At 69.0% G+C, this 22,934-nt stretch carries 25 protein-coding genes; 18 read left to right on the top strand and 7 right to left on the bottom strand.

The window, feature by feature from the left end:
* The first annotated feature begins 1 nt into the window (after position 1).
* The 4 genes from ABZ453_RS36725 to ABZ453_RS36710 all read left to right on the top strand — a co-directional run bounded on the left by ABZ453_RS36725 (position 2) and on the right by ABZ453_RS36710 (position 4,351).
* The gene (locus ABZ453_RS36725) at positions 2-2,503 is read left to right on the top strand and encodes a hypothetical protein (RefSeq protein WP_359022042.1); all 2,502 of its coding nucleotides are present in this window, start codon (positions 2-4) and stop codon (positions 2,501-2,503) included.
* Between the two features lie 69 nt (positions 2,504-2,572).
* Entirely contained in the window at positions 2,573-2,911 is a 339-nt protein-coding gene (locus ABZ453_RS36720) for a metalloregulator ArsR/SmtB family transcription factor (RefSeq protein WP_359022040.1), read from the top strand.
* On the top strand, positions 2,908-3,612 hold the full coding sequence (locus ABZ453_RS36715) for a cation transporter (RefSeq protein WP_359022038.1): 705 nt from the start codon (positions 2,908-2,910) through the stop codon (positions 3,610-3,612). Before ABZ453_RS36720 ends, ABZ453_RS36715 begins: the two co-directional genes overlap by 4 nt.
* Positions 3,613-3,688: 76 nt before the next feature.
* Positions 3,689-4,351, top strand: a complete 663-nt coding sequence (locus tag ABZ453_RS36710; protein WP_359022036.1) for a class I SAM-dependent methyltransferase — start codon at positions 3,689-3,691, stop codon at positions 4,349-4,351.
* A 635-nt stretch (positions 4,352-4,986) separates the two neighbouring features.
* Here ABZ453_RS36710 and ABZ453_RS36705 read toward each other — a convergent pair.
* Both ABZ453_RS36705 and ABZ453_RS36700 read right to left on the bottom strand, forming a co-directional pair.
* Complete coding sequence (locus ABZ453_RS36705) at positions 4,987-5,598, bottom strand: TetR/AcrR family transcriptional regulator (protein ID WP_359022034.1); 612 nt, start codon at positions 5,596-5,598, stop codon at positions 4,987-4,989.
* A 9-nt stretch (positions 5,599-5,607) separates the two neighbouring features.
* Positions 5,608-6,417, bottom strand: a complete 810-nt coding sequence (locus ABZ453_RS36700) for an IclR family transcriptional regulator (RefSeq protein WP_359022033.1) — start codon at positions 6,415-6,417, stop codon at positions 5,608-5,610.
* 317 nt (positions 6,418-6,734) lie between these two features.
* On the opposite strand from ABZ453_RS36700, the gene ABZ453_RS36695 reads away from it, so the two are divergent.
* The 14 genes from ABZ453_RS36695 (at position 6,735) to ABZ453_RS36630 (ending at position 18,581) form a co-directional block, all read left to right on the top strand.
* Positions 6,735-7,973, top strand: coding sequence for an FAD-dependent oxidoreductase (locus ABZ453_RS36695; RefSeq protein ID WP_359022031.1), 1,239 nt, complete (start codon positions 6,735-6,737; stop codon positions 7,971-7,973).
* Between the two features lie 93 nt (positions 7,974-8,066).
* Positions 8,067-8,915 (top strand): alpha/beta hydrolase, encoded by an 849-nt coding sequence (locus tag ABZ453_RS36690; protein WP_359022029.1) that lies wholly within the window; start codon positions 8,067-8,069, stop codon positions 8,913-8,915.
* A gap of 15 nt (positions 8,916-8,930) precedes the next feature.
* Positions 8,931-9,833, top strand: coding sequence for a VOC family protein (locus tag ABZ453_RS36685; RefSeq protein ID WP_359022026.1), 903 nt, complete (start codon positions 8,931-8,933; stop codon positions 9,831-9,833).
* Positions 9,834-9,851: 18 nt separating this feature from the next.
* Positions 9,852-11,180, top strand: coding sequence for an aromatic ring-hydroxylating dioxygenase subunit alpha (locus ABZ453_RS36680; protein WP_359022024.1), 1,329 nt, complete (start codon positions 9,852-9,854; stop codon positions 11,178-11,180).
* Positions 11,177-11,719 (top strand): aromatic-ring-hydroxylating dioxygenase subunit beta, encoded by a 543-nt coding sequence (locus ABZ453_RS36675; RefSeq protein WP_359022022.1) that lies wholly within the window; start codon positions 11,177-11,179, stop codon positions 11,717-11,719. Before ABZ453_RS36680 ends, ABZ453_RS36675 begins: the two co-directional genes overlap by 4 nt.
* The gene (locus ABZ453_RS36670) at positions 11,716-12,087 is read left to right on the top strand and encodes a bifunctional 3-phenylpropionate/cinnamic acid dioxygenase ferredoxin subunit (protein WP_359022020.1); all 372 of its coding nucleotides are present in this window, start codon (positions 11,716-11,718) and stop codon (positions 12,085-12,087) included. Before ABZ453_RS36675 ends, ABZ453_RS36670 begins: the two co-directional genes overlap by 4 nt.
* Positions 12,074-12,862 (top strand): 3-(cis-5,6-dihydroxycyclohexa-1,3-dien-1-yl)propanoate dehydrogenase, encoded by a 789-nt coding sequence (gene hcaB, locus ABZ453_RS36665; RefSeq protein ID WP_359022019.1) that lies wholly within the window; start codon positions 12,074-12,076, stop codon positions 12,860-12,862. Before ABZ453_RS36670 ends, hcaB begins: the two co-directional genes overlap by 14 nt.
* A gap of 75 nt (positions 12,863-12,937) precedes the next feature.
* Complete coding sequence (locus tag ABZ453_RS36660) at positions 12,938-14,374, top strand: MFS transporter (protein ID WP_359022017.1); 1,437 nt, start codon at positions 12,938-12,940, stop codon at positions 14,372-14,374.
* 314 nt (positions 14,375-14,688) lie between these two features.
* Positions 14,689-14,880, top strand: a complete 192-nt coding sequence (locus tag ABZ453_RS36655) for a hypothetical protein (RefSeq protein WP_359022015.1) — start codon at positions 14,689-14,691, stop codon at positions 14,878-14,880.
* Positions 14,881-14,887: 7 nt separating this feature from the next.
* On the top strand, positions 14,888-15,691 hold the full coding sequence (locus ABZ453_RS36650) for a fumarylacetoacetate hydrolase family protein (RefSeq protein ID WP_359022013.1): 804 nt from the start codon (positions 14,888-14,890) through the stop codon (positions 15,689-15,691).
* Positions 15,688-16,629: an acetaldehyde dehydrogenase (acetylating) gene (locus ABZ453_RS36645; RefSeq protein WP_359022011.1), complete on the top strand. Its 942-nt coding sequence runs from the start codon at positions 15,688-15,690 to the stop codon at positions 16,627-16,629. Before ABZ453_RS36650 ends, ABZ453_RS36645 begins: the two co-directional genes overlap by 4 nt.
* Positions 16,626-17,654: a 4-hydroxy-2-oxovalerate aldolase gene (dmpG, locus tag ABZ453_RS36640; RefSeq protein WP_359022009.1), complete on the top strand. Its 1,029-nt coding sequence runs from the start codon at positions 16,626-16,628 to the stop codon at positions 17,652-17,654. The genes ABZ453_RS36645 and dmpG overlap by 4 nt, the downstream gene beginning before the upstream one ends.
* A gap of 403 nt (positions 17,655-18,057) precedes the next feature.
* Complete coding sequence (locus ABZ453_RS36635; protein WP_359022007.1) at positions 18,058-18,408, top strand: hypothetical protein; 351 nt, start codon at positions 18,058-18,060, stop codon at positions 18,406-18,408.
* Positions 18,405-18,581 (top strand): hypothetical protein, encoded by a 177-nt coding sequence (locus ABZ453_RS36630; protein ID WP_359022005.1) that lies wholly within the window; start codon positions 18,405-18,407, stop codon positions 18,579-18,581. The genes ABZ453_RS36635 and ABZ453_RS36630 overlap by 4 nt, the downstream gene beginning before the upstream one ends.
* Here the strand turns inward: ABZ453_RS36630 and ABZ453_RS36625 are convergent.
* Genes ABZ453_RS36625 through ABZ453_RS36605 form a run of 5 tightly spaced genes read right to left on the bottom strand, consistent with a single transcriptional unit; the run spans position 18,559 to position 22,780 of the window.
* Positions 18,559-19,392, bottom strand: a complete 834-nt coding sequence (locus ABZ453_RS36625) for an SDR family oxidoreductase (RefSeq protein WP_359022003.1) — start codon at positions 19,390-19,392, stop codon at positions 18,559-18,561. The genes ABZ453_RS36630 and ABZ453_RS36625 overlap by 23 nt on opposite strands.
* A complete protein-coding gene (locus tag ABZ453_RS36620; RefSeq protein WP_359022001.1) occupies positions 19,379-20,650 on the bottom strand; it encodes an FAD-dependent oxidoreductase in 1,272 nt (423 codons plus the stop codon). The genes ABZ453_RS36625 and ABZ453_RS36620 overlap by 14 nt, the downstream gene beginning before the upstream one ends.
* Entirely contained in the window at positions 20,647-20,865 is a 219-nt protein-coding gene (locus tag ABZ453_RS36615; RefSeq protein ID WP_359021999.1) for a ferredoxin, read from the bottom strand. The genes ABZ453_RS36620 and ABZ453_RS36615 overlap by 4 nt, the downstream gene beginning before the upstream one ends.
* Positions 20,862-21,401, bottom strand: a complete 540-nt coding sequence (locus ABZ453_RS36610) for an aromatic-ring-hydroxylating dioxygenase subunit beta (protein ID WP_359021997.1) — start codon at positions 21,399-21,401, stop codon at positions 20,862-20,864. The genes ABZ453_RS36615 and ABZ453_RS36610 overlap by 4 nt, the downstream gene beginning before the upstream one ends.
* Entirely contained in the window at positions 21,398-22,780 is a 1,383-nt protein-coding gene (locus ABZ453_RS36605) for a Rieske 2Fe-2S domain-containing protein (RefSeq protein ID WP_359021995.1), read from the bottom strand. Before ABZ453_RS36605 ends, ABZ453_RS36610 begins: the two co-directional genes overlap by 4 nt.
* Positions 22,781-22,934: the final 154 nt, after the last annotated feature.

Below are 22,934 nucleotides of genomic sequence, written 5' to 3'. Positions count from 1 at the left end.
GGTGCCCACCGTCGGACTGCCGCGCCACGCGACCGAGCCGGAGGCCGTGATCACGGAGGCGGTCTGCGCCCTGGAGCCCGCGCTGACCCCCGAGACGGTCCGCCTGGTGCTCGTGGACACACTCAAGCGGGCCCCGCACCGCCGGGCACTGGCCGCGATGCTGGTGGACGATCCGGCGTGGCTGACGTCCGGACGCCCCGAGTCCCCGGCCTTCCTGGAACGGCTGACCCGGGCACTGCGCCGCCACGGCGCCGAGCATGTGCAGGTGCCGCGCTGCGGCCTGTGCGGCGGGGGCGGTCGCCTGAGCGGCGTGGGACCGGACGGTACAGCCCGCATCTGCGACCGGTGCCAGTCCGGGCTGCGGCGTCAGGCCAACCCGTGCGCTGTCTGTGGCCGACACGACATCGCCTTCCGCGACAGGGAAGGGCGTCCTCGCTGCAAGTCGCATCCACCCGAGGGCGGCGCGGACCCCATCGGCGAGTTGTCCGGGCTGATTCAACGGGCGTGTCCCGAAGTGCCCTTGGACGTGATCTCCGGGATCGTAGGCGGCATCGAGCCGGTCAGGAACCGTCAACGCCAGCTGCTGTGGGCCTTGTTGGACCATCAGGACCTGCTTACCGGCGGCGGCGCGAAGGGCCCGCGCAAGACGGTCGCGCTGATCAAGGCCCTGCAGAAGTGCGGCGCCGAGGGGCTGGTGATTCCCCCTTGCCCGCTGTGCGGGCGCACGGTGGCGCTGACGAAGGTGCGCGACGGCGTCCGCTGCTGTGAGGGGTGCCGGGCGGTCCTGCGTGCCCAGCCGCGTGCGCGCTGTGGCCGGAGCCGGCCGGTGATGGCCCGCACCCTGGACGGCCAGCCGCTGTGCGGGAGTTGCCGCGTCCACGACCCGCTCGGGCACCGCGTGTGTTCTAGGTGCGGGCAGCGCCGCAGCATCCACGCCCGCGTCGAGGGCCAGGCGGTGTGTGACCGCTGTTACCAGCTGCCCACGGCGACCTGCGCCGACTGCGGAGAACAACGGCCCTGCTTCTACGCCGGCACCGGCACTCCCACCTGCGAGGCGTGTCGGCACAAGACCCGACCGCGCGTGGCGTGCGCCGTCTGCGGCCGGGACAACTTCGTCAGCTACCGCACGCCGGACGGCCGTGCGATGTGCACCGTGTGCGGGGCGAAGCGCCGCCCGTGCGCCATCTGCGGCAAGACCGTCCGGATCTTCGCCCGGACACCCGAGGGTGAGGGCGTATGCCAGACCTGCTGGCGCACGCACCCCGCCAGCCGACGGCCCTGCCGCGACTGCGGGACGGTGGCCCACCTCCACTATCGCGGGATGTGCGCTGCCTGCGCGGTCCGCCACCGGCTGCACGACATCCTCGGCGCCGACGGCCAGTTGCGACCGGAGGCCGAACCCGTCTTCCAGGCGCTCTCGCGCCGCGAGCCCCTCGCGCTTCTGTGGTGGCTCGATCGCCGGCCCGCGCGCGTCACCGTGCTGCGTGCCCTGGCCACCGGGCGCGGACCCGTCACCCACGAGACGCTGGACCGGCTGCACCCGGCGAAGACCGTGCAGAACCTGCGGATGATCCTGGTAGCCGGCGGCGCCCTGCCGGCTCGCGACGAGCACCTTGCCGCCCTGGAACACTGGCTGCCCGGCGAACTCGCCCGCATCCAGGCCCCGGACGGGCGCCGACTGCTGCACGGCTTCATCACCTGGTACCTGCTGCGCCGCCTGCGGGACTGCTCCCGCCGCCGCTTCCTGACCGAGGCACAGGTGCACGGGGCTCGCAGCCAGGTCCGCCAGGCGGTACACCTGCTCAACTGGCTGACCGTGCAGGACACGGCCGTGAGTGCGTGTACCCAGGACCAGGTCGACGCCTGGCTGGACGAGGGCCCCGCCCAGCGTGCCGACGTCTACACCTTCCTGACCTGGACCAGCCGCAACGGCCACACCCGTCCCCTGGCCGTACCGTTGCGCGCCCCGAGCATCACCGGCGAGATCATCGCCCAGGACACCCGCTGGGCCCTGGTCCACCGGCTCCTCAACGACGACACCCTCGCCGTCGCCGACAAGACGGCCGGCTTGCTCATCCTGCTGTTCGCCCAGCCGCCGTCCCGGATCACGTCTTTGACCACCGAGCACGTCATCCTCGACCGGGACACGGCGGCCCTCCAGCTCGGCCCGGTGCCTGCCCAGATGCCGCCGCCCCTGGACGCATACCTGCGCCACCTGTACGACCAGGCGAACCGGGCCGACACCCCGCCGGAGGTCCGTTGGCTGTTTCCCGGACGCTTCCCCGGCCAGCGCCTCAGCTGCCACCAGCTGAAACGCCGTCTGCGTGATCTGGGCGTACGCCCGCGGGTGTCCCGCAGCACGGCCCTGGTCGAGCTGACGGGCGAGCTGCCCGCCGTCGTGGTCAGCCGACTGCTCGGCGTCTGCCAGACCACCGCGGACACCTGGCGGAGCATCGCCGCAGGCGAGCACGCCTCCTACGCCGCACAGCTGGTCCGGCGCTGAACGAGCGCCCGACCCCGCAACGAATCGTCCATGGTTTCCTGAATTCAGGATTGACTGTACTGTCGGAGGGTGCTGACTATCGCCACCGACATCGAAGTGCTGGCGCGGTTCGGACGGGCGCTCGCCGACCCCATCCGCTGCCGCATCCTGCTCGCCCTGCGCGAGGCACCGGCCTACCCCGCCGACCTCGCCGACGCACTGGAAATCTCCCGCACCCGGCTCTCCAACCACCTCGCCTGCCTGCGCGACTGCGGCCTGGTCGTCACCGTTCCGGACGGCCGCCGCACTCGCTACGAACTTGCCGACGAACGCCTCGGCCACGCCCTCGACGATCTGCGCTCCGCCGTTCTCGCGGTCGAGGCCGACCGCACCTGCCCGGACGCCGACGAGAAGGCTGCTGCTGAATGACCGCCATATCCCTCGGACCCAGCCCCGCCCGCCGTGACGCACTGACCCGGCGCATACGTCTGCTGGTGGCCGCGACGATCACCTACAACGTCATCGAGGCCATCGTCGCGATCACGGCCGGCACCATCGCCTCCTCCACCGCCCTGGTCGGCTTCGGCCTCGACTCCGTCATCGAGGTCTCCTCCGCTACTGCCGTCGCCTGGCAGTTCTCCGCCCGCGACCACGCCACCCGCGAAGCCCGCGAGAAGCGCACCCTGCGGATCATCGCCGTCTCCTTCTTCGCCCTCGCCGTCTACGTCACCGTCGACTCCGTACGCGCACTGACCGGCACCGGCGAAGCCGATCACTCCATCCCGGGCATCGTCCTGGCCGCCCTCTCGCTGGCGATCATGCCGTTCCTCTCGGCTGCCCAGCGCAGGGCCGGCCGCGAACTCGGCTCCGCCACTGCCGTCGCCGACTCCAAGCAGACCCTGCTGTGCACCTACCTCTCCGCCGTCCTTCTCGTCGGCCTGCTGGCGAACCTCCTGCTCGGCTGGTCCTGGGCCGACCCCATCGCCGCCCTCGTCATCGCCGCCATCGCCATCAAGGAAGGACGCGACGCCTGGCGCGGCGAGGGATGCTGTGCCCCCTCCGCCCAGATCACGGCCGCCGACAAACAGGGCGACACCTGCGGATGCCAGCCCGGCTGCTCGTGCTGCTGAGTCACGCCATCCCGCGTGGAAAGATCGGTCGCGACACCAGACAGAGACCCACGAGCAGCCCCTGGCGGGAGAAGCCATGCGACAGCACAACGGTGACCTCGCCGATGACCAGCAGGAACACTGGCAGCACACCTACACGGCCCACCCCGGCATGTACGGACAGGAGCCCTCCACGCCCGCCGTTCATGCCGCCGAGATCTTTCACGCCCGCGGTGTCAAGGACGTATTGGAGCTCGGAGCCGGTCACGGCCGCGACGCCCTCTACTTCGCCCGCGAGGGCTTCAGCGTTCAGGCCACCGACTTCAGCGCCACCGGCCTCGAACAGCTCAAGGACGCCGCCCGGGCCCAGGGCCTGGACGATCGCGTCATGACCGCCGTGCACGACGTGCGCGAGCCGCTGCCGCTGCCCGACGCCTCCGTGGATGCCGTCTACGCCCACATGCTGCTGTGCATGGCCCTGTCCACCCAGGAGATCCACACCCTGGTCGACGAGGTACGGCGCGTCCTCCGTCCGGGCGGCGTGTTCATCTACACCGTCCGCCACACCGGCGACGCCCACTACGGCACCGGAACCCGGCACGGCGACGACATCTACGAACACGGCGGCTTCGCCGTGCACTTCTTCCCCCGTCACCTCGTCGACTCCCTCGCCGACACCTGGACCCTCAACGAAGTCCACACCTTCGAAGAAGGCGAACTGCCTCGCCGCCTGTGGCGCGTCACTCAGACCCGCCCCTGAACACCACCGCGCCGAGCGCCGAAGAACACGAACGCCCTCACCGAAGTCGCCGTCCGCCAACGAGGCATTGAGCGAGTTCTGATAGCCCGGATTACCAGCAGACTCCGGCTCCGTGCGGTGCATGGTGCTCCTCGGTGTTGGGGGAAAGGCGAAGGGAGAGGCGGGGCCGCGCCGGCTGGCGCGGCCCCGTGATGAGACGCGATGTCCGTGGTGCTCAGCGGTCCTGGGCAAGGGCGTACAGCTCGCCCAGCAGACTTCCCTCGGTGGCGATGAGCATCCGCCTTCCTCCGCTGGACCGCGCACACGAGTGGAGAAGGGTGCACGCAGGGGCTGTCGTCGGTCTCTCAAAGTGCGGAATGTGAGGTTCTGACCGGCTTGTCATTGCTCGATGGTGTGAGCCGATGAGCAGTGGGAGCTCGTCGAACCGTCCCCGCCCCGTGGTGCCGTAGGTCCAGCCCAACTCCGAGGCGCTGCCGCAGCTTTACGTGCACGGCCTGTCCCACCGCGACTTCGTCTACGTGCGGACAGTCGGCCTGGCCCCGAAACTCTGGCTGGGGCGGGCCCATCGTGCGTCTTGGGCCTGCTCGCGCCGATCGACGCGTTTCCGATCTTCGGACGCTATGTGGTCTCGGTGATCAGTTGGGGACGGGTGAGCGCGTGGTGCGCTGGAGGATCGCTGCCTGAACGAGCCGGTGCAGAGTGTCCACTTCGGCCCGGATGCGGTCCTCGTCGTCACCGGCGTTGGACACGGCGCCGGAGGTGTAGATCATGGTGATCGTCGTGAGTTCCCTCGCGCAGGCGGCGGGGTCGGGAACGCCGTAACCGCGGGCGATCGGTTCGAGGTATGCGGTCATGTGCGCTGCGGCGCGCTGCTCCATGACGTCCACGATCTCCTGGGTCTCCCTGTTGCCGGCTTCGTGCAGGCGCAGAGAGGTGAACAGTCGGAACAGCTGCCGCTGCTTCGTGATGAGATCAGCTGCCCGCTCGTAGTAGACGGCCAGGCGCTCTTCGGGGGAGCCGACTGAGTCGTCGACTTTAGGCAGGTTGGCGAAGAACTCGGTCGACCCTCGCTCGAGAACAGCCCTCAGGACGCCGGCCTTGCTACCGAAGTGGTGGTAGACCGAGCCGACCGGAAACCCGGATTCCTCGCAGATCTGGTTGATCGAGACGCTGCCGTACCCCTTGGACCCGAACAGGCACTCGGCCGCATCGATGATCTGATTGCGGGTATCGCGTGCGGTAACCATGCGGGGAGCCTATCCGGTGGTCGCTGTGAGGGCTGATGCGGCGAAATCCCGCATCGCGGGCGCCTTGGAGATCGCCGCGGCGGCTTGCCGGAGCGGGTTGAGGAGTACCTCACCGCTGCCGGCAGAGGACTGGAACGCCACGGACAGCGCCGCGACGGCACGGTCGCCGACCAGCACGGGCACCGCCACGCACGCCAGTCCGGGAGCGGCCTCTTCGCGGTCGGTCGCATGTCCGGCCGCTTTGACGGAGGCCAGCTGGCGGCGTATCTCGTCGGGCGTGGTCAGGGAATGGGCCGTCCTGCGCCGGAGCGGCCCGTCGAGTGCGTAGGCCGTGCTCTTCTCGTCGGAGAAGGCCAGCAGCGCCTTGCCCACCGCAGTGCAGTTCGCGGGCAGCCGGTCGCCGACCGTGGCGGGCGTGGAGACGGAACGCCGGCTGGGCAGCTTCTCCAGGTACACGACATCGGCATCGCGCAAGATCGCGAAATGCAGGGTCTGGCCGGTGAACCGGTGCAACTCCTCCAGATGCACCAACGCGGCCTCGCGCAACGCCGCCTCGGGTGGCAGCGCGCCAAGGGAGAACATCCGAAGGCCGATGCGGTATCCCTCGCGGGTCTGCTCGACCGCACCGAGGTCGACGAGCATCGACAACACCCGGTGCGCGGTCGACTTCGACAGGCCGCTGATGCGGACGACCTGGGCGAGGGTCAGAACTCTGTGCCTGTGGCTGAACGCGTTCAGAACATCGAAGGCCTTCCACAGCACGGACGGTGCGGCTGCGCCGCAGGGCGTCGTGACGCCGGATGCTGACTCATCGATCACAGCGGCTCCCTGCCATCGCTTAGAGCGAGCGCTCTAGAGTGAACGTTCTAGAGCGATTGCTCGGATGTTACGTCCGCATGAACCGCCGCGCAATGTGCCCGCGGAAGATTGTTCTGCTTCGACGGGTCGTACCGGTGTCCGGACATTTCCGATGGCAGGACTCCTGTCTGGCTGGGAGCGGATCAGCGCCTCGGGTCACGACCGTCTGATCAAGGCGCAGGGAATTGGCGTTCCGGCCGCCGGGACGGTTCTGCAACAGGGCTTCCGGTCCGGACCTATCGTCCCGGCACAACCCGCCCCCTACTCACGGAGCAACGATGGCCCGAGTTGGACACCATGTGATCGTCGGTGGCAGCGCGGCCGGAGTCGCGGCCGCCCTGGCTCTGCGGCGCACCGGTTTCGACGGCGCGGTGACGATCGTCGACGCGAGCCCGAGGCTGCCCTACGAGCGTCCCGTCCTGTCGAAAGGCCTCAGCGGCGACGAGGAGGCTACGTTCCGCCCGATCATCCCCGCCGAGGACTACCGGGCCGCCGAGATCGAACTTCGTCTCGGCAGCAAAGTGGACACGCTCGATCCTGAAGCCGGCCTGGTCAGGCTTTCGGACGGTGAGGCGATGAACGCCGACCGGGTTCTGCTGACGACCGGGGTGTCAGCCCGGCGCCTGTCCGTCCCGGGCAGCGATCTGCGCAACGTGCTGACCCTGCGGGACTTCGACGACGCCCGCAAGCTCGCCGCCGTGATCGCTTCGGGCGGTCCACTGGTGATCGTGGGCGGCGGTTTCATCGGGATGGAAGTCGCCGCGGCAGCGCGGACCGCCGGCTGCGCCGTGACCGTCGTGGAGGCGGCTCCACTGCCGCTGCTTCCGCTTGGGCGTCCCCTGGCCCGGTTGGTCACCGAACTGCACCGCCAAGAAGGGGTGCGGGTCCTGAACGGAGCGACGGTCGAGGCGTTCCTCGGCACCGAAGAGGTGCAGGAGGTGCTGCTGTCCGATGGAGAGCGGCTGCCCGCGGCCGCCGTGGTCGTCGGTGTCGGGGTCGTTCCCAACGACGAGTTGGCGGCGGCCGCCGGCGCCGAGGTTCACAACGGGCAAGGGATCGTCGTCGATGCCTGTGGCCGGAGCACACATCCCTGGATTCTGGCGGCGGGGGATGTGACCGTGCAGCCGCATCCCCGTCTGGCGGAGCCGGGCCGCATCGAGCACTGGGACAACGCCCAGCAGCAAGGGGCCGCCGTCGGCGCCACCATGGCGGGCGCCCCCCGGGTTCACGACGCCGTTCCCTACTTCTGGTCGGAGCAGTTCGGCCTCACCCTGCAGATGGTCGGCCGTCCCTGGACGGATGACCGGCTCGTCGTGCGCCCTGGCGCCGGCCCTCGGCGCTTCACTGCCTTCTGGCTCAGGGACGGCTTGGTCGTCGCCGCCGCCGGCCTGGACGCCGTTCGCGACATCGCGATGGCCAAGAAGCTGGTCGAACGCACGGCACCGGTGTCGGCAGAGGACCTCGCCGACGCTTCTGTCGGACTCCGCGCCTTGGTCAAGGAGACGGCACGCCGCTGAGGGCCGAGGCCGTTCCGGCCGTCGGAACGAATCGCCGACCAGGGCACGGACCTGGCCGACACTCCACACACCATTCCACCGAAAGGAGGCGCTGTGAGCGTCTCGATCACGACCTCGGACGTCAAGGCCGGCGAATACAGCGTGCGACTCAACCGTGCGGGCGAGGGGAACCGCGAAGCCATCCTCTTCCTGCACGGATCAGGCCCCGGCGCGACCGGCCTGTCCAACTTCGGCGGCACCATCGAGGCCTTCGCCGAGGACTACGACTGTCTGGTGATCGACCAGGTCGGCTGGGGCGACTCCAGCCACCCAGAGGACACCCCGCCCGGCGCCAGGCTGCGGCAGAACGCCGAGACCTGCCTGGCCCTGATCGACGAACTTGGCCTCGACAAGGTCCACCTGGTGGGCAACTCGATGGGCGGTTCGCTCGCGCTGAACCTGCTGACCCGCGCCCCTGAGCGCTTCGGCAAGGCCATCACCATGGGGACGGCGGGCGCCGGGAACATGGGGGCTCCCAGTCCGGCGATGTGGCGCCTGATCACCTTCTACGACGACCCCACCCCTCGGGCCATGGCCGAGCTGATCTCCTACATGCTGTACGACCCGACCCTGTTCGGGGACCGGCTCGCCGCCATCGCGGAGGAGCGTGTCGCCATGGCGACACGGCCCGAGGTGCGGCGTTCCCACCTGCAGACCTTCGCCCCGAGGCCCGCCAACCCCCTCGTCCTTCCGGAGGTCGCGCTCAAGCGCATCCCGAACGAGGTTCTGTTCGTGCACGGCAGGGAGGACGTCATCGTCTCGCCCGAGGGCAGTGAGTGGTTCGCCCGGCGCGTCCCGAACTCGCGGCTCTACCTGATGCCGCACTGCGGTCACTGGGCGCAGATCGAGCAGGCGGACAAGTTCAACAACGTCACCCGCGCCTTCCTCGCGGGTCAGATCTGAAGTGGAGTCATGCACATGAGCTTCGTCAGCGCTCTGGGCTACATCGTCTTCCGCGGTCCGCTCGAGGCCTGGAGGACGTTCGGAACCGACGTGCTGGGCCTCCAGCTCGCGGCTTCCGACGACCCTGACACCTTGCTGTTCAAGAATGACGAGAGGGCATGGCGTATCGCCGTGGAGGCCGGGGAGCCGGCCGGCCCGAAATCGGTGGTCGCGCTCGGTATGGAGGTCAAGTCCCCCAGGGATCTGGAGGTTCTGGCCGGGAATCTGCGTTCGCTCGGCGTCGACTTCCGGGAGGACGAGAAGCTCGCCGCCCGCCGCGGCGTCCGGAAGCTGATCAGCTTCGCCGACGTCGCCGGGAACACGGTCGAGGCCTATTACGGCGCGACTCAGGGCAAGGAGCGATTCGTCTCTCCGCGCGGCCTCACCTTCGTCGCCGGCGACATGGGCCAGGGCGACTTCGGCGTCGGTCATACCTTCATGTTCGTCGCCGACCCGGCGAAGACCGCGAAGTTCTACCAGGACGCTCTCGGGTTCCGGCTCAGCGACACGATCGACCTCGGGCCGGAGGCGGCCCAGTTCCTGCACTGCAATCCCCGGCACCACTCGATGGCGTTCGGTGCCATCCCCGGAGTCCCGCCCGGCATCGGTCACCTGATGCTGGAGGTGACGAGCCTGGAGGACGTCGGACGGACCATGGACCTCGTGCAGAAGCAGGGCATCCCGATGCGGATGTCGATCGGCGAGCACACCAACGACCGGATGACCTCCTTCTACGTCGTGACGCCCTCCGGTTTCGACATCGAGTACGGCTTCAACGGCCGCGTCATCGACGACGACGCGTGGACGGTCGGCCACTACGACGCCGCGAGCATCTGGGGCCATCACTTCCTGGCGGCCTCTCCGGCTCCCGGCGCTTGAGAACGAAAGGAGCGGGACATGTTCGACATCGCCGACCTGGTCCAGCCCGACAAGGGGCTCATCGACCCAAGCATCTACACCGATCCCGAGATCTACCAGGCCGAGCTGGCGAACGTCTTCGCCCGGAGCTGGCTCTTCCTGGCCCACGACAGCCAGTTGCCCAAGAAGGGCAGCTTCCTGCAGACCTACATGGCCGAGGACCCGGTCCTGGTGGTCCGTCAGCGGGACGGCTCGGTCAAGGCGTTCCTCAACCAGTGCCGGCACCGGGGCATGCGCATCTGCCGTGCCGACGAGGGTGTGGCCAAGGCATTCACCTGCAGCTATCACGGCTGGGCGTACAACATCGCCGGTGAGCTGGTCAGCGTGCCGATGGAGGACCGCGCCTACCACAACGAGATCGACAAGTCCCAGTGGGGACCGCGGCAGGTGCCGCGCATCCACAACTACAAGGGCTTCTACTTCGGCACCTGGGATGACCAAGCCCCCTCCTTCGAGGAGTACCTGGGCGACATGGCGTGGTACTTCGACGCCATGGCCGACCGCTACGACGACGGTCTCGAACTCGTCCCGGGCGCGACCAAGTGGGTCATCGACGCCAACTGGAAGTTCGCCGCCGAACAGTTCGCCAGCGACATGTACCACGTTCCGATCTCCCATTCCTCGGGGTTCGTCGCGCTGTTCGATGACCCCGAGATCCGGGCGCTGGCGGCGGGGGCCCTGGCAGCCCCGGGCCGTCAGTTCAGCGGGAACGGTCACGGTTCAGGGTTCGGTCTCCGTCCCGACCTCGTGCCCGACCCGGCCGGCCCGGACTTCGACGCCTTTCTCATCGAGCGCCGGGAGGAGATCTACCGCCGCCTCGGCGAGCAGCGCGCCCTGGCGGTGTACGGGCACAACACCGTGTTCCCCAACTTCTCCTGGCTGGCGACCAACAACACGATGCGGGTGTGGCACCCGCGCGGACCGGGCCGTATCGAGGTGTGGTCCTGGGCCTACCTGCCCAAGAACGCTCCCGAAGAGGCCAAGCGGGCGTCACGGCTCAACACCGTCCGCACCTTTTCGCCGGCCGGAGTGTTCGAGACCGACGACGGCGAGAACTGGACCGAGGTCCAGCAGGTCCTGCGCGGCCACATCGCGCGGCAGACCTCCTTCAACGCGCAGATGGGACTCGGTCACGAGCAGCGCGACCTGGACGGTATGCCAGGCCGGACGGCCGGTGACATGTTCACCGAGATGGCCGGCCGCGGCATGTACCAGCGCTGGGCCGACCTGATGTCCGGCCTGTCCTGGCAGGAGATCGCCGAACTGGACAAGCGGCGGCGTGAGCAGGAGGAGGCGAAGCAGTCATGACGACGGAGACAATCCCCGTCCCCGCGCTCGTCGGCGTGGAGACCCAGCATCGGATCGAACAGTTCCTCTACGCCGAGGCCGCCCTCCTGGACGACCACCGGTTCACCGAGTGGCTGGAGTTGTTCACCGACGACGTCCACTACTGGTTGCCGACCCGTGTGACGCGTACCGTCCGCGAACGTGACATCGAGATCGCCGGGCCGGACGGCGCGGCGTTCTTCGACGACGACAAGGCGTTCCTCGCGGGCCGGGTACGCCGTCTCACCTCCGGCCAGGCCTGGTCGGAGGAGCCGCCGTCGCGGACCCGGCGGCTGCTGACCAACGTCCGTGTGACGGAACTGGACTCCGGCGAGTTCGAGGTGCGGGTCAACTTCCATGTGCTGCGCAGCCGCCTGGAACTCCACCAGGACAGCTTCTCCGGCGAGCGCACCGACCTGCTGCGTCCGGCCGGCACCCCGCTGGGATTCCAGATCGCCCGCCGCAAGATCGTCCTGGACACCACGACCCTGCCCGCCCCGAGCATCAGCGTCTTCCTATGAGTACCTCCTGGATCCGCGCCTGCGGCATCGACGACATCGACGACGGAGAAGCCTTCCGCCTGGACACCGTGCCCCCGGTCTCGGTGTTCCGTTCCGGGGACGAGTTCTTCTGCCTCGACGACACCTGCACCCACGAGGACTACTCGCTGGCCGACTCCTGGGTCGAGGACTGCACCGTGGAGTGCCCCCTCCACCAGGCCAAGTTCTGTCTGCGCACCGGCGCCGTCCTGGCACAGCCGGCGACCCGGCCGCTGGCCACCCACGAGATCAAGGTCGAAGGCACCGACATCTACGTCCGTATCGGTCGCGAAAGTGAAGAGCACAGGGAAGAAGAGCACAGGGAAGGAGCGCACCATGGGGCGGCTTGACGGCACGTCCGCGGTGGTCACCGGTGGTGCCTCCGGGCTCGGCCGCGCGATCGTCGAGCGTTTCGTGGCGGAGGGGGCGCGGGTCGTTGTCCTCGACCGCTCGAAGGTGCGGCTGGAGGAGCTCTCCGAAGAGCTGGGCGACGCGGTACGCACCATCGCCGGTGATGTGCGGTCGTTCGAGGACAACAGCCGAGCCTGCACCATCGCCGAGCGCGAGTTCGGAGGACTGGACGCCTTCATCGGCAACGCGGGCATCTGGGACTTCGGCAGGTCTCTGATCGACACACCCGCCCACGTCCTCGCCGACGCCTTCGACGAACTGTTCGCCGTCAACGTCAAGGGCTACCTGCTCGGTGCCAAGGCGGCGGCCGAGCCGTTGCGGAAGTCGAACGGAACGCTCATTCTGACCCTCTCCAACGCGGCGTTCTTCCCGGCCGGCGGCGGGCCGCTCTACACGGCCAGCAAGCATGCCGCTCTCGGACTGGTCCGCCAGCTCGCCTACGAGCTGGCCCCGGAGGTCCGTGTCAACGCCGTCGCCCCCGGCGGGCTGGCCACCGATCTGCGAGGGCCCGGAGCTCTGGGGCTGGCCGACACGTCGATCACGGAGGAACTCCCCATCGACACCATCCTCCGCGAGCACTCGGCCCTGCGCACCGCGCCGGAACCCGCCGACTGCACCGGCCCGTACGTGCTGCTGGCCTCCAAGGAGGCCCGGACCTTCACCGGCACGGTGATCGACATCAGCACCTTCGGCACCCCGCCCCGCCGACAGTAGGCGTTCACCTTGCCCGCCCGGGCCGCCCGGGCGGGCTCCGTATGCCCTTGGCCGGGCCATCCTCCGGGAACACAGTTGACCAGTACTTCCTCCCAACAGGCGGCAGACTCGACCGTCGACCAGCGCTCCTCCCGCCTGATCCTTGCCGCTCTCGCGGTGGCGGGGTCACTGGTGGCCGTCCACCAGACGACCGTGACACCGCTGCTGCCCGACCTCGCCCGCCACTTCGACACCTCGTTGACGGCCGTCTCCTGGGTCTTCACCGCGCCGCTCCTGACCGGAGCGGTCGCAACCCCACTGCTGTCGCGCCTGGGCGACATGTACGGGAAGAGACCCTTGATCCAGCTGACTCTCAGTCTGCTCCTGACGGGCTCGGTCGTGTGCGCGTTCGCCCCCTCACTGGGCGTCCTCATCGCCGGACGGGCGCTCCAAGGGGTCAGCGTGGCACTGTTCCCGCTGGCCATCGGCCTGATCCGGGAGGTGCTACCACCCGACCGTGTCATGAACGGTATCGGTGTCGTCAGCGCCACCATGGGAGTCGGCGGCACCCTGGGAATGATCATCACAGGACTGGTCACCGCGGTGACGGACGGTTTTCGCCCCGTGTTCTGGGTGGCGATCATCCTCAGCGTGACCGCCCTGACGCTCATCGCCCGATGGGTGCCGTCCGGCGGCGCCCGGCATGGCGGCAAGCCGGACTATCCGGGTGCCGCCCTCCTCGCCCTGACCCTGGTCTGCCTGCTCCTGGCCATCAGCAAGGGCAACACCTGGGGATGGACATCCGGCCGGGTACTCACCCTGTTCGGCGCCGCTGTCCTCCTGGGCGGAGCGTGGACGCTGACCGAACGGAGAGTCACCCAGCCGCTGGTGAAACTGTCCCTGCTCGTCGGTCACCGCTCCCTGTCAGCCAACACTCTGTCGCTTCTGCTGGGCTTTTCGATGTACGCCTCCTTCACCTTGGTCGCGAACCTGGTGCAGACGCCTCGAAGAGCCGGATACGGCCTGGGAGGCTCCATCCTGGATGTCGGTCTGTACTCGCTGCCGATGATGGTGACGACGCTGTCGGCCGCGGGCCTGGCGAGTCGTCTCGCCCGCCGGATCGGCCAGGCGTTCACCATCGCCCTGGGCGCGGTGATCTCCGGATGTTCTTTCCTCTGGCTCGCGCTGTCGAACACCCATGGCTACGACTTCCTTGGGCAGGGGGCCCTCCAGGGGCTCGGTCTCGGGATCTCCCAAGCGGCCCTCGGTGTCCTGGCCGTCGAGCATGTTCCCCTGGCCCAGAGCGGAATCGCCAGCGGGATCAACTCCCTGGTGCGCACGGCGGGAGGAGCGATCGCCGGCGCGGCGGTCGGGGCCGTTCTGGGTGGAGGCGCGGCGACTCTGCACGACTATGTTCTGTGCTTCTTCTTCATCGCAGGCACTTCCTGGCTCGCGGGCCTGATCGCCGTGGCCCACAGGTTCGCCTACAACGGCAACACGGCAAGGCCACTGCCGTCAGCCCGCACGCCGTAAGGCCCTGGACGGCGTCGCCGTCCGGCGCCTTGAGGGGGCCGGCTTCGCGGAACGCGTTCCGCACGACGGCTCGGTGGTGAAGGGGCAGCACCCGCGGGGCGGGCAATCCCGTGCTGTTCAGAATCCACCACACCTCCGTGGAGCGGGCCGCGAGGTCACCGTCGCGACGCGCGTACTGGCCAGTGGAACACCCGCTAGGACGGAAGGCGGGTCAGGGGCGAACGTGCTCTTGTGCTTGCTGCTCTCGCCATTTCCCAGAACGCCACGGACTCGCTGTCGGGGCCAGTACTCCGCGACGTCCCGACGCCGGACCCGTGTCCCAGCTTCTCGCTCGTCTGCGTGATGGCGCAGGGCACGTCACGGATTCGGCCGACATGATCCCGGTCAACCCGGCCCGGGACAGCCAGCTTCTCGTATCGGGACCGTACGAGATGACCTCCCGTTTCTGCGAGGCGATCCCGGCGCGGATCGCCGGGGTCGCGACAACTACCGCGAAAGGACTGTGAAACCGGCATGGCAGTGGACTCGAAAGTGATCGCGCAGGCCGCCGCGCGACTGACCGGAGCCATGGAACGAGGCCGCGCTGTCGCCCCGGTCCGCGATCTGCTCGGCGCCCAGGATATCGGTGCCGCCTACGCGGTACAGCAGGAACTGACCCGGCGCAGGCTGCGCCGAGGAGCTGTGATGGTCGGCCGGAAGATCGGCCTGACCTCGCCCGCCGTGCAACGCCAACTGGGGGTCGATCAACCGGACTTCGGTGTGCTGTTCGCCGACATGGACGTCTCCGCCGAGCCGGAGGTGCCGTCCGCGCGGCTGCTGCAGGCCAAGGCGGAGGCGGAGATCGCCTTCGTCCTCGGGGAGGACCTGGCCGACGGCGACCTGGACCCGGCGCAGGTGCAGGCCGCGGTCGACTACGCCGTCGCCGCGCTGGAGATCGTCGACAGCCGCATCGCCGACTGGGACATCACCCTCGCCGACACCATCGCCGACAACGCCTCCAGCGGACTGTACGTCCTCGCCGAACGCCGGCTCACGCTCGACGAGTTCGAGCCGCGGGAGACCACCATGCGGATGTACGCCGACGACGTCCTCGTCTCCGAGGGCTCAGGCGCCGCCTGCCTGGGCGACCCGCTCAACGCCCTGGCCTGGCTGGCCCGCACCGCGCGGGAGTTCGGCGAGCCGCTGCGCGCCGGGCAGGTCGTCCTCTCCGGCGCTCTGGGCCCGATGGTCCCGGCGCCTCCTGGCACACGCATCCGGGCCGAGATCAGCTCGCTCGGCGAGGTCACCGCCGCATTCTCTGAGAAGAGGGACGCATGACACCCCGTAAGACCACGGTCGCCATCATCGGCTCGGGCAACATAGGCACCGACCTGATGATCAAGATCCTGCGCCTGTCGGACACGCTGGAGGTCGCCGCCATGGTCGGTATCGACCCGGCCTCCGACGGCCTTGCCCGTGCCGCCCGGTTCAAGGTGCCCACGACCCACGAGGGCGTCGACGGCCTGATCGCCATGGAGCACTTCGACGACATCGAGGTGATCTTCGACGCGACGTCGGCCAAGGCGCACATCGCCAACGCCCACAAGCTCGGGCCGTACGGCAAGAAGCTCATCGACCTCACGCCCGCCGCGATCGGCCCGTTCGTGGTGCCTCCGGTCAATCTGGACGCCCAGCTCGACGCTGGGGTGGACAACGTCAACATGGTCACCTGCGGGGGACAGGCCACCATTCCCATGGTCGCGGCTGTCTCCGCGGTCACCGACGTGCACTACGCGGAGATCGTCGCGTCCATCGCCTCCAAGTCGGCCGGCCCGGGCACACGCGCCAACATCGACGAGTTCACCGAGACCACGGCGCACGCGATCGAGTCCGTCGGTGGCGCGGCGCGCGGCAAGGCGGTCATTGTCCTCAACCCGGCCGAACCGCCGCTGATCATGCGGGACACGGTGTTCTGCCTCATCGGCGACGCCGACCAGGACGCCATCCGCACCTCCGTCAAGGAGATGGCCGAACAGGTCGCCCAGTACGTGCCCGGCTACCGCCTGAAGCAGGAGGTGCAGTTCACTCCGGTGGACGCTGCCGAGCCGGTGCACACGCTCGTCCCGCAGGGAGCCGGTCCGGTCACCACCCGGGTGTCGGTCTTCCTCGAGGTCGAGGGCGCCGCCCACTACCTCCCGGCCTACGCCGGGAATCTTGACATCATGACGTCGGCCGCCCTGCGCGTCGCCGAGTCCTTCGCGGAGGCCAAGCGATGAACCGCAAGATCTACATCCAGGACGTCACCCTGCGGGACGGCATGCACGCCATCCGGCACCGCATCGACCCCGCCGACGTGGGCCGTATCGCCGCCGCCCTCGACGCGGCCGGCGTCGACGCCATCGAGGTCGCCCACGGCGACGGCCTGGCGGGCGGGTCGCTGAACTACGGCCCGGGCAGCCACACCGACTGGGAGTGGATCGAGGCCGCGGCCGACGCGATCGACAACGCGGTCCTCACCACACTCCTCCTGCCCGGTATCGGCACCATCGCCGAACTGGAGCGCGCCCACGCCCTCGGCGTCCGCTCGGTGCGCATCGCCACCCACTGCACCGAGGCCGACATCTCCGCCCAGCACATCGCCAAGGCCCGCGATCTTGGCATGGACGTCTCCGGCTTCCTGATGATGAGCCACATGGCGCCGTCGACCGAACTCGCCGCACAGGCCAAGCTGATGGAGTCCTACGGCGCGCAGTGTGTGTACGTCACCGACTCCGGCGGCCGCCTCACACTGGGCGGGGTGCGCGAGCGGGTCCGCGCCTATCGGGACGTGCTCGACGAGACCACCGAGATCGGCATCCACGCGCACGAGAACCTCTCGCTGTCGGTGGCCAACAGCGTCATCGCCGTCGAGGAGGGGGTTACCCGGGTCGACGCCTCCCTCGCCGGACAGGGTGCCGGCGCCGGCAACTGCCCCATCGAAGCCTTCATCGCGGTGGCCAACCTCCAGGACTGGAAGCACGGCTGCGACCTGTTCGCGCTCCAAGACGCCGCCGACGACCTGGTACGTCCCCTGCGCGACCGCCCCGTCCAGGTCGACCGCGAGACCCTCACCCTGGGTTACGGCGGCGTGTACTCCTCCTTCCTGCGCCACGCCGAGATCGCCGCCGAGCGCTACGACGTCGACGCCCGCACTCTTCTGCTGGAGGTCGGCCGACGCGGTCTCGTCGGAGGTCAGGAAGACATGATCGTGGACATTGCACTCGACTTGACGTCCAACCGGGCTACTACGCCCGGGAACTGAAACACGGTGGTAAAGGTCTGCCCGTACGGATCCCGATCGACGGCGACGAACTGGACGCCTGGTGGTACGGCCCCGAAGGCGTCGACGGACCCGCCCCGTGGCGTCGTCCTGGCGCACGGTTTCGGCGGCATCAAGGAAATGCGGCCGGCAGCCTACGCCGAGCGGTTCGCCGCCGAGAGGATCGGCTCCCTGGTCTTCGACTACCGGTCCTTCGGCGACTCCAGCGGAGATCCGCGCAACCTGCTCGAGATCAAGCGGCTGGTAGCCGAATACCACACCGCCGTCTCCGCGGCGAGGTGCCGCCCCGAGGCCGACCTGACCGTGTCGCCGTGCGGGGCGGCTCCATGTCGGTCGGCACCGTGGTGCTGGTCGCCGCGAAGGACCCGCGAGCATCGCCGCAGTGGTGTCGCAGGCGCCCCTCGCCGACGGCCGGGCCGCGCTGGTGCGCATGGTGAAGAGATCGGCGACCCATGTCCTGGGCCTGTGCGCAGCGGGTGTCCGGGACACTCTCAGGGCTCGCCGTGGCCGTGAGCCGTACACCGGGAAGGCCGTGGGCCGCCGCGGTGAGCACGGAGCCGTGCCGGCCACCGCGGAGGCCTACGAGGGAATGCTGCGCCTCCCTCCGTCCGACGTGCCCAACGACAACGAGGTCAGCGTGCGTGTGATCCTGTCGCTGCCCTTCTTCCGCGCCGTCGTGGCCGCCCCCGGCTCACCTGCCCCCGGCCTGGTGCCGGTGGAGACGGCCTTGGTGTGACCGTCGACGAGATCACCGCCAAGACCGACGCCAAGCTGACCCGTACGCCCGACTTGGACCCGTCCCGGATCGAGCTGACCGTCGGTCACCTTCCGTCTGCCCAACCGCCAGTCGTGCATGTGGGCTTTGTGGTGCGCGCAGGCGTAGCCCTCAGGCCGATGGGTAGCTGCTGACAAGCTGGTCCATGCTCATGAGGGCCCGGTTCAGGGTGCCCGAGTCGGCGATCACGGTCTGCCCTGTCATCACCCTGTTGTGCCGGGATGCGAGGAGTGCGTAGAAGGGCCCGTACTCCTCCGGGGCAGGCAGGTGCTGAAGGGGCGTGCCCCATTCGAACACCGCGCGGAAGGCGTCCGCAGGAATGTCCGACTGCCTGGACTCGTGCAGGTCGAGAGCGCCGGGCCCGCGGAGCTGACTGCCCGCGATGCCCGTAGGGGCGACGGCGTTGACCCGTACCCGCGGGGCGAACTCGAACGACAGCTGGTTCACCAGGCTGCGCACCGCCCCCTTGCTCGCCGTGTAGGCCGCACCGCCGCCGTCGGCCGCGAACGCCGCCTGGGACGCGGTGAGCACGATCGCCCCTTCCTCGGCCTGCAGCAGGTCGTGCATGATCCGCGCGGTCAGCGCATAGCCCTTGACGTTGATCGAGAAGACCTCGTCGAACAGTTCGCCGACACGCTCGACGGGGATGTCGGTCAGCCGGACGTTACCGTCGAAGATGCCCTGCGCGCCGATGAGGGAGGTGAGCCGGCCGTAGCGGTCCTCGATCTGAGATCGGCAGGCACGAAGATCGTCGATGTTGCGTACGTCGCCGTGCACGACGAGGATGTCGTCGCCGAACTCCTTCTTCAGCCCGAGTACCTTGGCCTGGTCGTACTCGAGGATCGCGATCTGCGCGCCCTGTTCGAGACAGTGGCGGGCGACGCCGAGACCGAGGCCCGAGCCGCCGCCGGTGATGAGTACGACGTGGTCGTCAAGCAGCTTCATGGGTGGTGCGTGCCTTCCGGTCGGTGCACGACACGGTGGTGTCGAGCGCGGGATTGTTCGTGCGGGCGAGCGCGAGTGCCTCGTCCCAGGTGCCGCCGCGCGCGAGCAGCTTGCGGTAGTCGCGCAGCGAGCGGACACGCCCGCAGGCGAACGCGGCGTGGAGCTCGCCGGCGTGGCCGAACAGGACGAGAAACTCGCCCCCGTCGAGGGAACCCTCGACGACCAGGCTGCGGTCGCCCGCACGGCGGCGGCCGTAGCACTGGAACCGCATGCCGTACTGGTCGGTCCAGAAGTACGGCACCCCCTGGTAGGGCGTGGTCTCGCCGCGGGCGATGTTCAAGCCGATGTGCCGGCCCTGTTCGACCGCATGGGTCCAGTGCTCCACGCGTACGCGCTGTCCCAGCAGCGGGTGGTGGAAGGCGGCCACGTCACCGGCGGCCCACACGCCGGGCACGTTGGTCCGCCCGGCGGGGTCGGTGACGATCCCTCCGGTCACCTCGATCCCGGAGCCCGCCAGCCAGTCGACGGCGGGTTCGGCGCCGATCCCCGTCAGCACGAACGGGGTCCGGTGCACACTTCCGTCGGTGAGCCGGACCTCGTACGCCCCTGGTCGTCCCGTGACCGACGCCACCGCGACGGCACCGCGGAAGCGCACCCCCCGTGCGGTGTGCAGGTCACGGAGATGGGTGGCCAGCTCGGTCCCCAGTACGGGCTCCAACGGCAACGGGAGCGCGTCGAGGACCGTGACCGCCACGCCCCGCGCGACGAGACCGGCCGCGACCTCCAGTCCGATGAAGCCGGAGCCGATCAGGGTCATCTCGCCGTATCGTGCCGCGGCCTCGCGCAGCACCCGCAGGTCCTCGGGGGTGCGCAGGGCCGGCAGTACCTCGCCTGCGAGGCTCCTCATCTCGCGGGGGCGGCTGCCACAGGCGATGACCACAGCGTCCCAGGGAAGAGCCTCGCCGTACGTGGTCACCACATAGCGGCGGTCGACGTCGAGCCCCGCCGCGGCGTGCCCGAGACGCAGGTCGAGGCGGTTCGCCTCGATGCGTTCGGGCGAGCGGAGTTCGAGGAGTTGGGGGTCCTCCTCGGCGACGAGCAGGGCCTTCGACATCGTGGGCCGGTCGTACGGCTGGTGCAGCTCGGCGCCGAGGACGGTGATGGAGCCGGTGAATCCAGCCTCCCGGAGGCCGTCGGCGGCGCTGAGCCCGGCGGCGGAGGCTCCCACCACGACGACCCGCTCGGAGCCGCCGGTCACGGCTTGGGTCCCGAGTCGAGCGCGATGGCCTGTGCGGGGCAGACGCGGGCGGCCTCTTCGAGGTCCTCCCGCTCGTCGGCGTCGACGGTGTCGCGCAGGAGAACGGCCGTCGGGCTGCCGGGCGGGGTGTCGAAGACGTCGGGCATGACGCTGACGCAGATGCCGTAGGACTTGCAGCGGGTGCCGTCGAGGGAGACGGAGAGGGTGTCGCTCACAGGAAGACTCCAAGGTTCGGAGTGGCCAGCGCCGTTTCGGTCAGCACGATTTCGCGGGACAGCAGGCGTGGGCCCGACGGTGTGAGGCGAAGCTGGTCGTAGCGCCTGCACGGGATGAGATCGAAGTGCGGGTCGATGCCGCGCTGGCGGTAGACCAGCAGGGCGCTCGACACCTTGATGACGTCGGGGTGGTCGGTCTCCTCGACCTCGACGCTGCCCACGATGCGCAAAGTGCGGGACGGAGGTACCTCCGAGTACGCGTGGCCGGTGTTGAGCCGGTCCAGGCGCGTGCGTACGTGGGCCTTGGTGTCCCGGACCCGGAAGGCGTTGCGGTCGATCTCCTTGGAACGCGGTTCCGCTGCCTGTCGGATCGGCACGGTGTAGAGGAGTTCGTCGTCGAGGAGTCCGTACCACTCCTCCTCGCGGCCCTCGTCGAGCAGCCGGGCCTCCAGCGCCAGGAACTGGGTGGCCAAGGCCTGAAGTTCGGGGTTGGCGCTCACGGGCGGGACGATGCGGGGTGTGTCGGTCGTGGTCATGCTGACTCGGCTCCCTCGGTGCCGGCGCCGGTGTTCCCGCGCATCACGTTCAGCCAGTGGCGGTAGAAGTGGAGCTGCGCGTGCTCGCCGTAGCCGGTGTTGCGCTTGCGGCCCGGGCCGGTCCACGAGGGGTCGTGCGACTGGTCGACCTGACTGTTGTTGCCCTGCTGGAAGTGGAAATCCATGCCGGCCTTGCGCATCCACGGACTTTGGGCGGCGCGCGGTGCGCCTTCCCAGGCGACGGTGTCGTCCTGCTCGAAGATGCCTGCCGAGCCGAAGGTGAACTGGCCGTTGACGTAGGAGTCGCGGGCCTCGTCCTCCGACATGAAGTCCCAGACGAACTGCCAGTTCCACAGTTCGATCTCTCCGGGGCCGATCGGCTGCCACTGGCGGAAGCTGGTGATCACCGACATGGGACCGCCCGGCAGAGACGGGGTGTTCAGCCGGATGAAGCTGAGGTTCGGGAAGATCGTTCCGACCGTCGGCGGCTCGTGGTTGACTACGTGGAGCTGTGCCTCGTCCAGGCCCGACAGGTCGAAGTGCTGGGTGATGTCCGGTGCGTAGCCCCAGAGCACATAGCCGGGATGGATTGCCTTGGTCCAGGCGTGGCCGGCGAAGGCGTGACCGTTCTCGAATTCGTAGAAGCGCGCGATCTCGCACGTCATCTGCAGCCCCTGGACGACCGCGACCTCTTCCGTGCTCCAGTGCAGCGTGTCGACGTGGTAACCGTCGCCGGCGAAGTTCTCGGCGGCCGTCTTCCAGTCGGCATGCAGCCGGTAGCGCTCCGGAGGCCCGGCGACCCGCATGCCGCCGGGTGCCAGCCCGACGATCAGGTCGAGCATCCACCCTGCCCCGCCCAGGTACTCGTCCAGCGACGGTCCGTCCGGGTCCAGCGAGGCGAAGACGAAGCCCTGCCGGGTGGCCACCCGGGGCGCGCGTATCAGGCCCCATGCCTTGGGGTCGAGACGCTCGCCGTAGGCGTCGTGCAAGTGCGGGGTGCCGACCAGGTCGCCGTTGTTGCTGTAGGTCCACCCGTGGTAAGGACACTTGAAGAACCGGGAGTTGCCGGCATCGGTCTGGCACACCTGAGTACCCCTGTGCCGGCAGTAGTTCGACAGCACGTTGATGCCGCCCTTGCCGTCGCGCGTGACGATCACCGGATCGAGGCCGATTCTGCGCTGCACGAAGTCACCCGCCTTGGGGATTTCGCTCTCGTGCGCGACGAACACCCAGCACTTGGTGAATATCTGCTCGATTTCGGCGCGGAACACCGCCTCGTCGTTGAAGATTTCCACCGGGACGAGATCGTTTTTCAGCGAGGCCTCGACGCGGTCCAGGATGGCGGTGGCATCAGCCGTTTCTGGAGAGATGGCAGTCATGGGGCTCCCTTGCCTCAGTCGTGCTCAGCAGGGACGATCAGCGGAATTCCGCGGCCCTGCCTGCGGCTCGAAGCGTCAGGCTATGGCTGTCATCACATGGTGAAAAGCAATTCCTGTCGATGCGTCGGCATTGATCCAATCGATGGAACCCGCT

It is taken from the genome of Streptomyces sp. NPDC005799 (assembly GCF_040630525.1).
Classification (GTDB): domain Bacteria; phylum Actinomycetota; class Actinomycetes; order Streptomycetales; family Streptomycetaceae; genus Streptomyces; species Streptomyces griseorubiginosus_B.
This window is presented reverse-complemented; position numbering and strand designations above follow the sequence as displayed.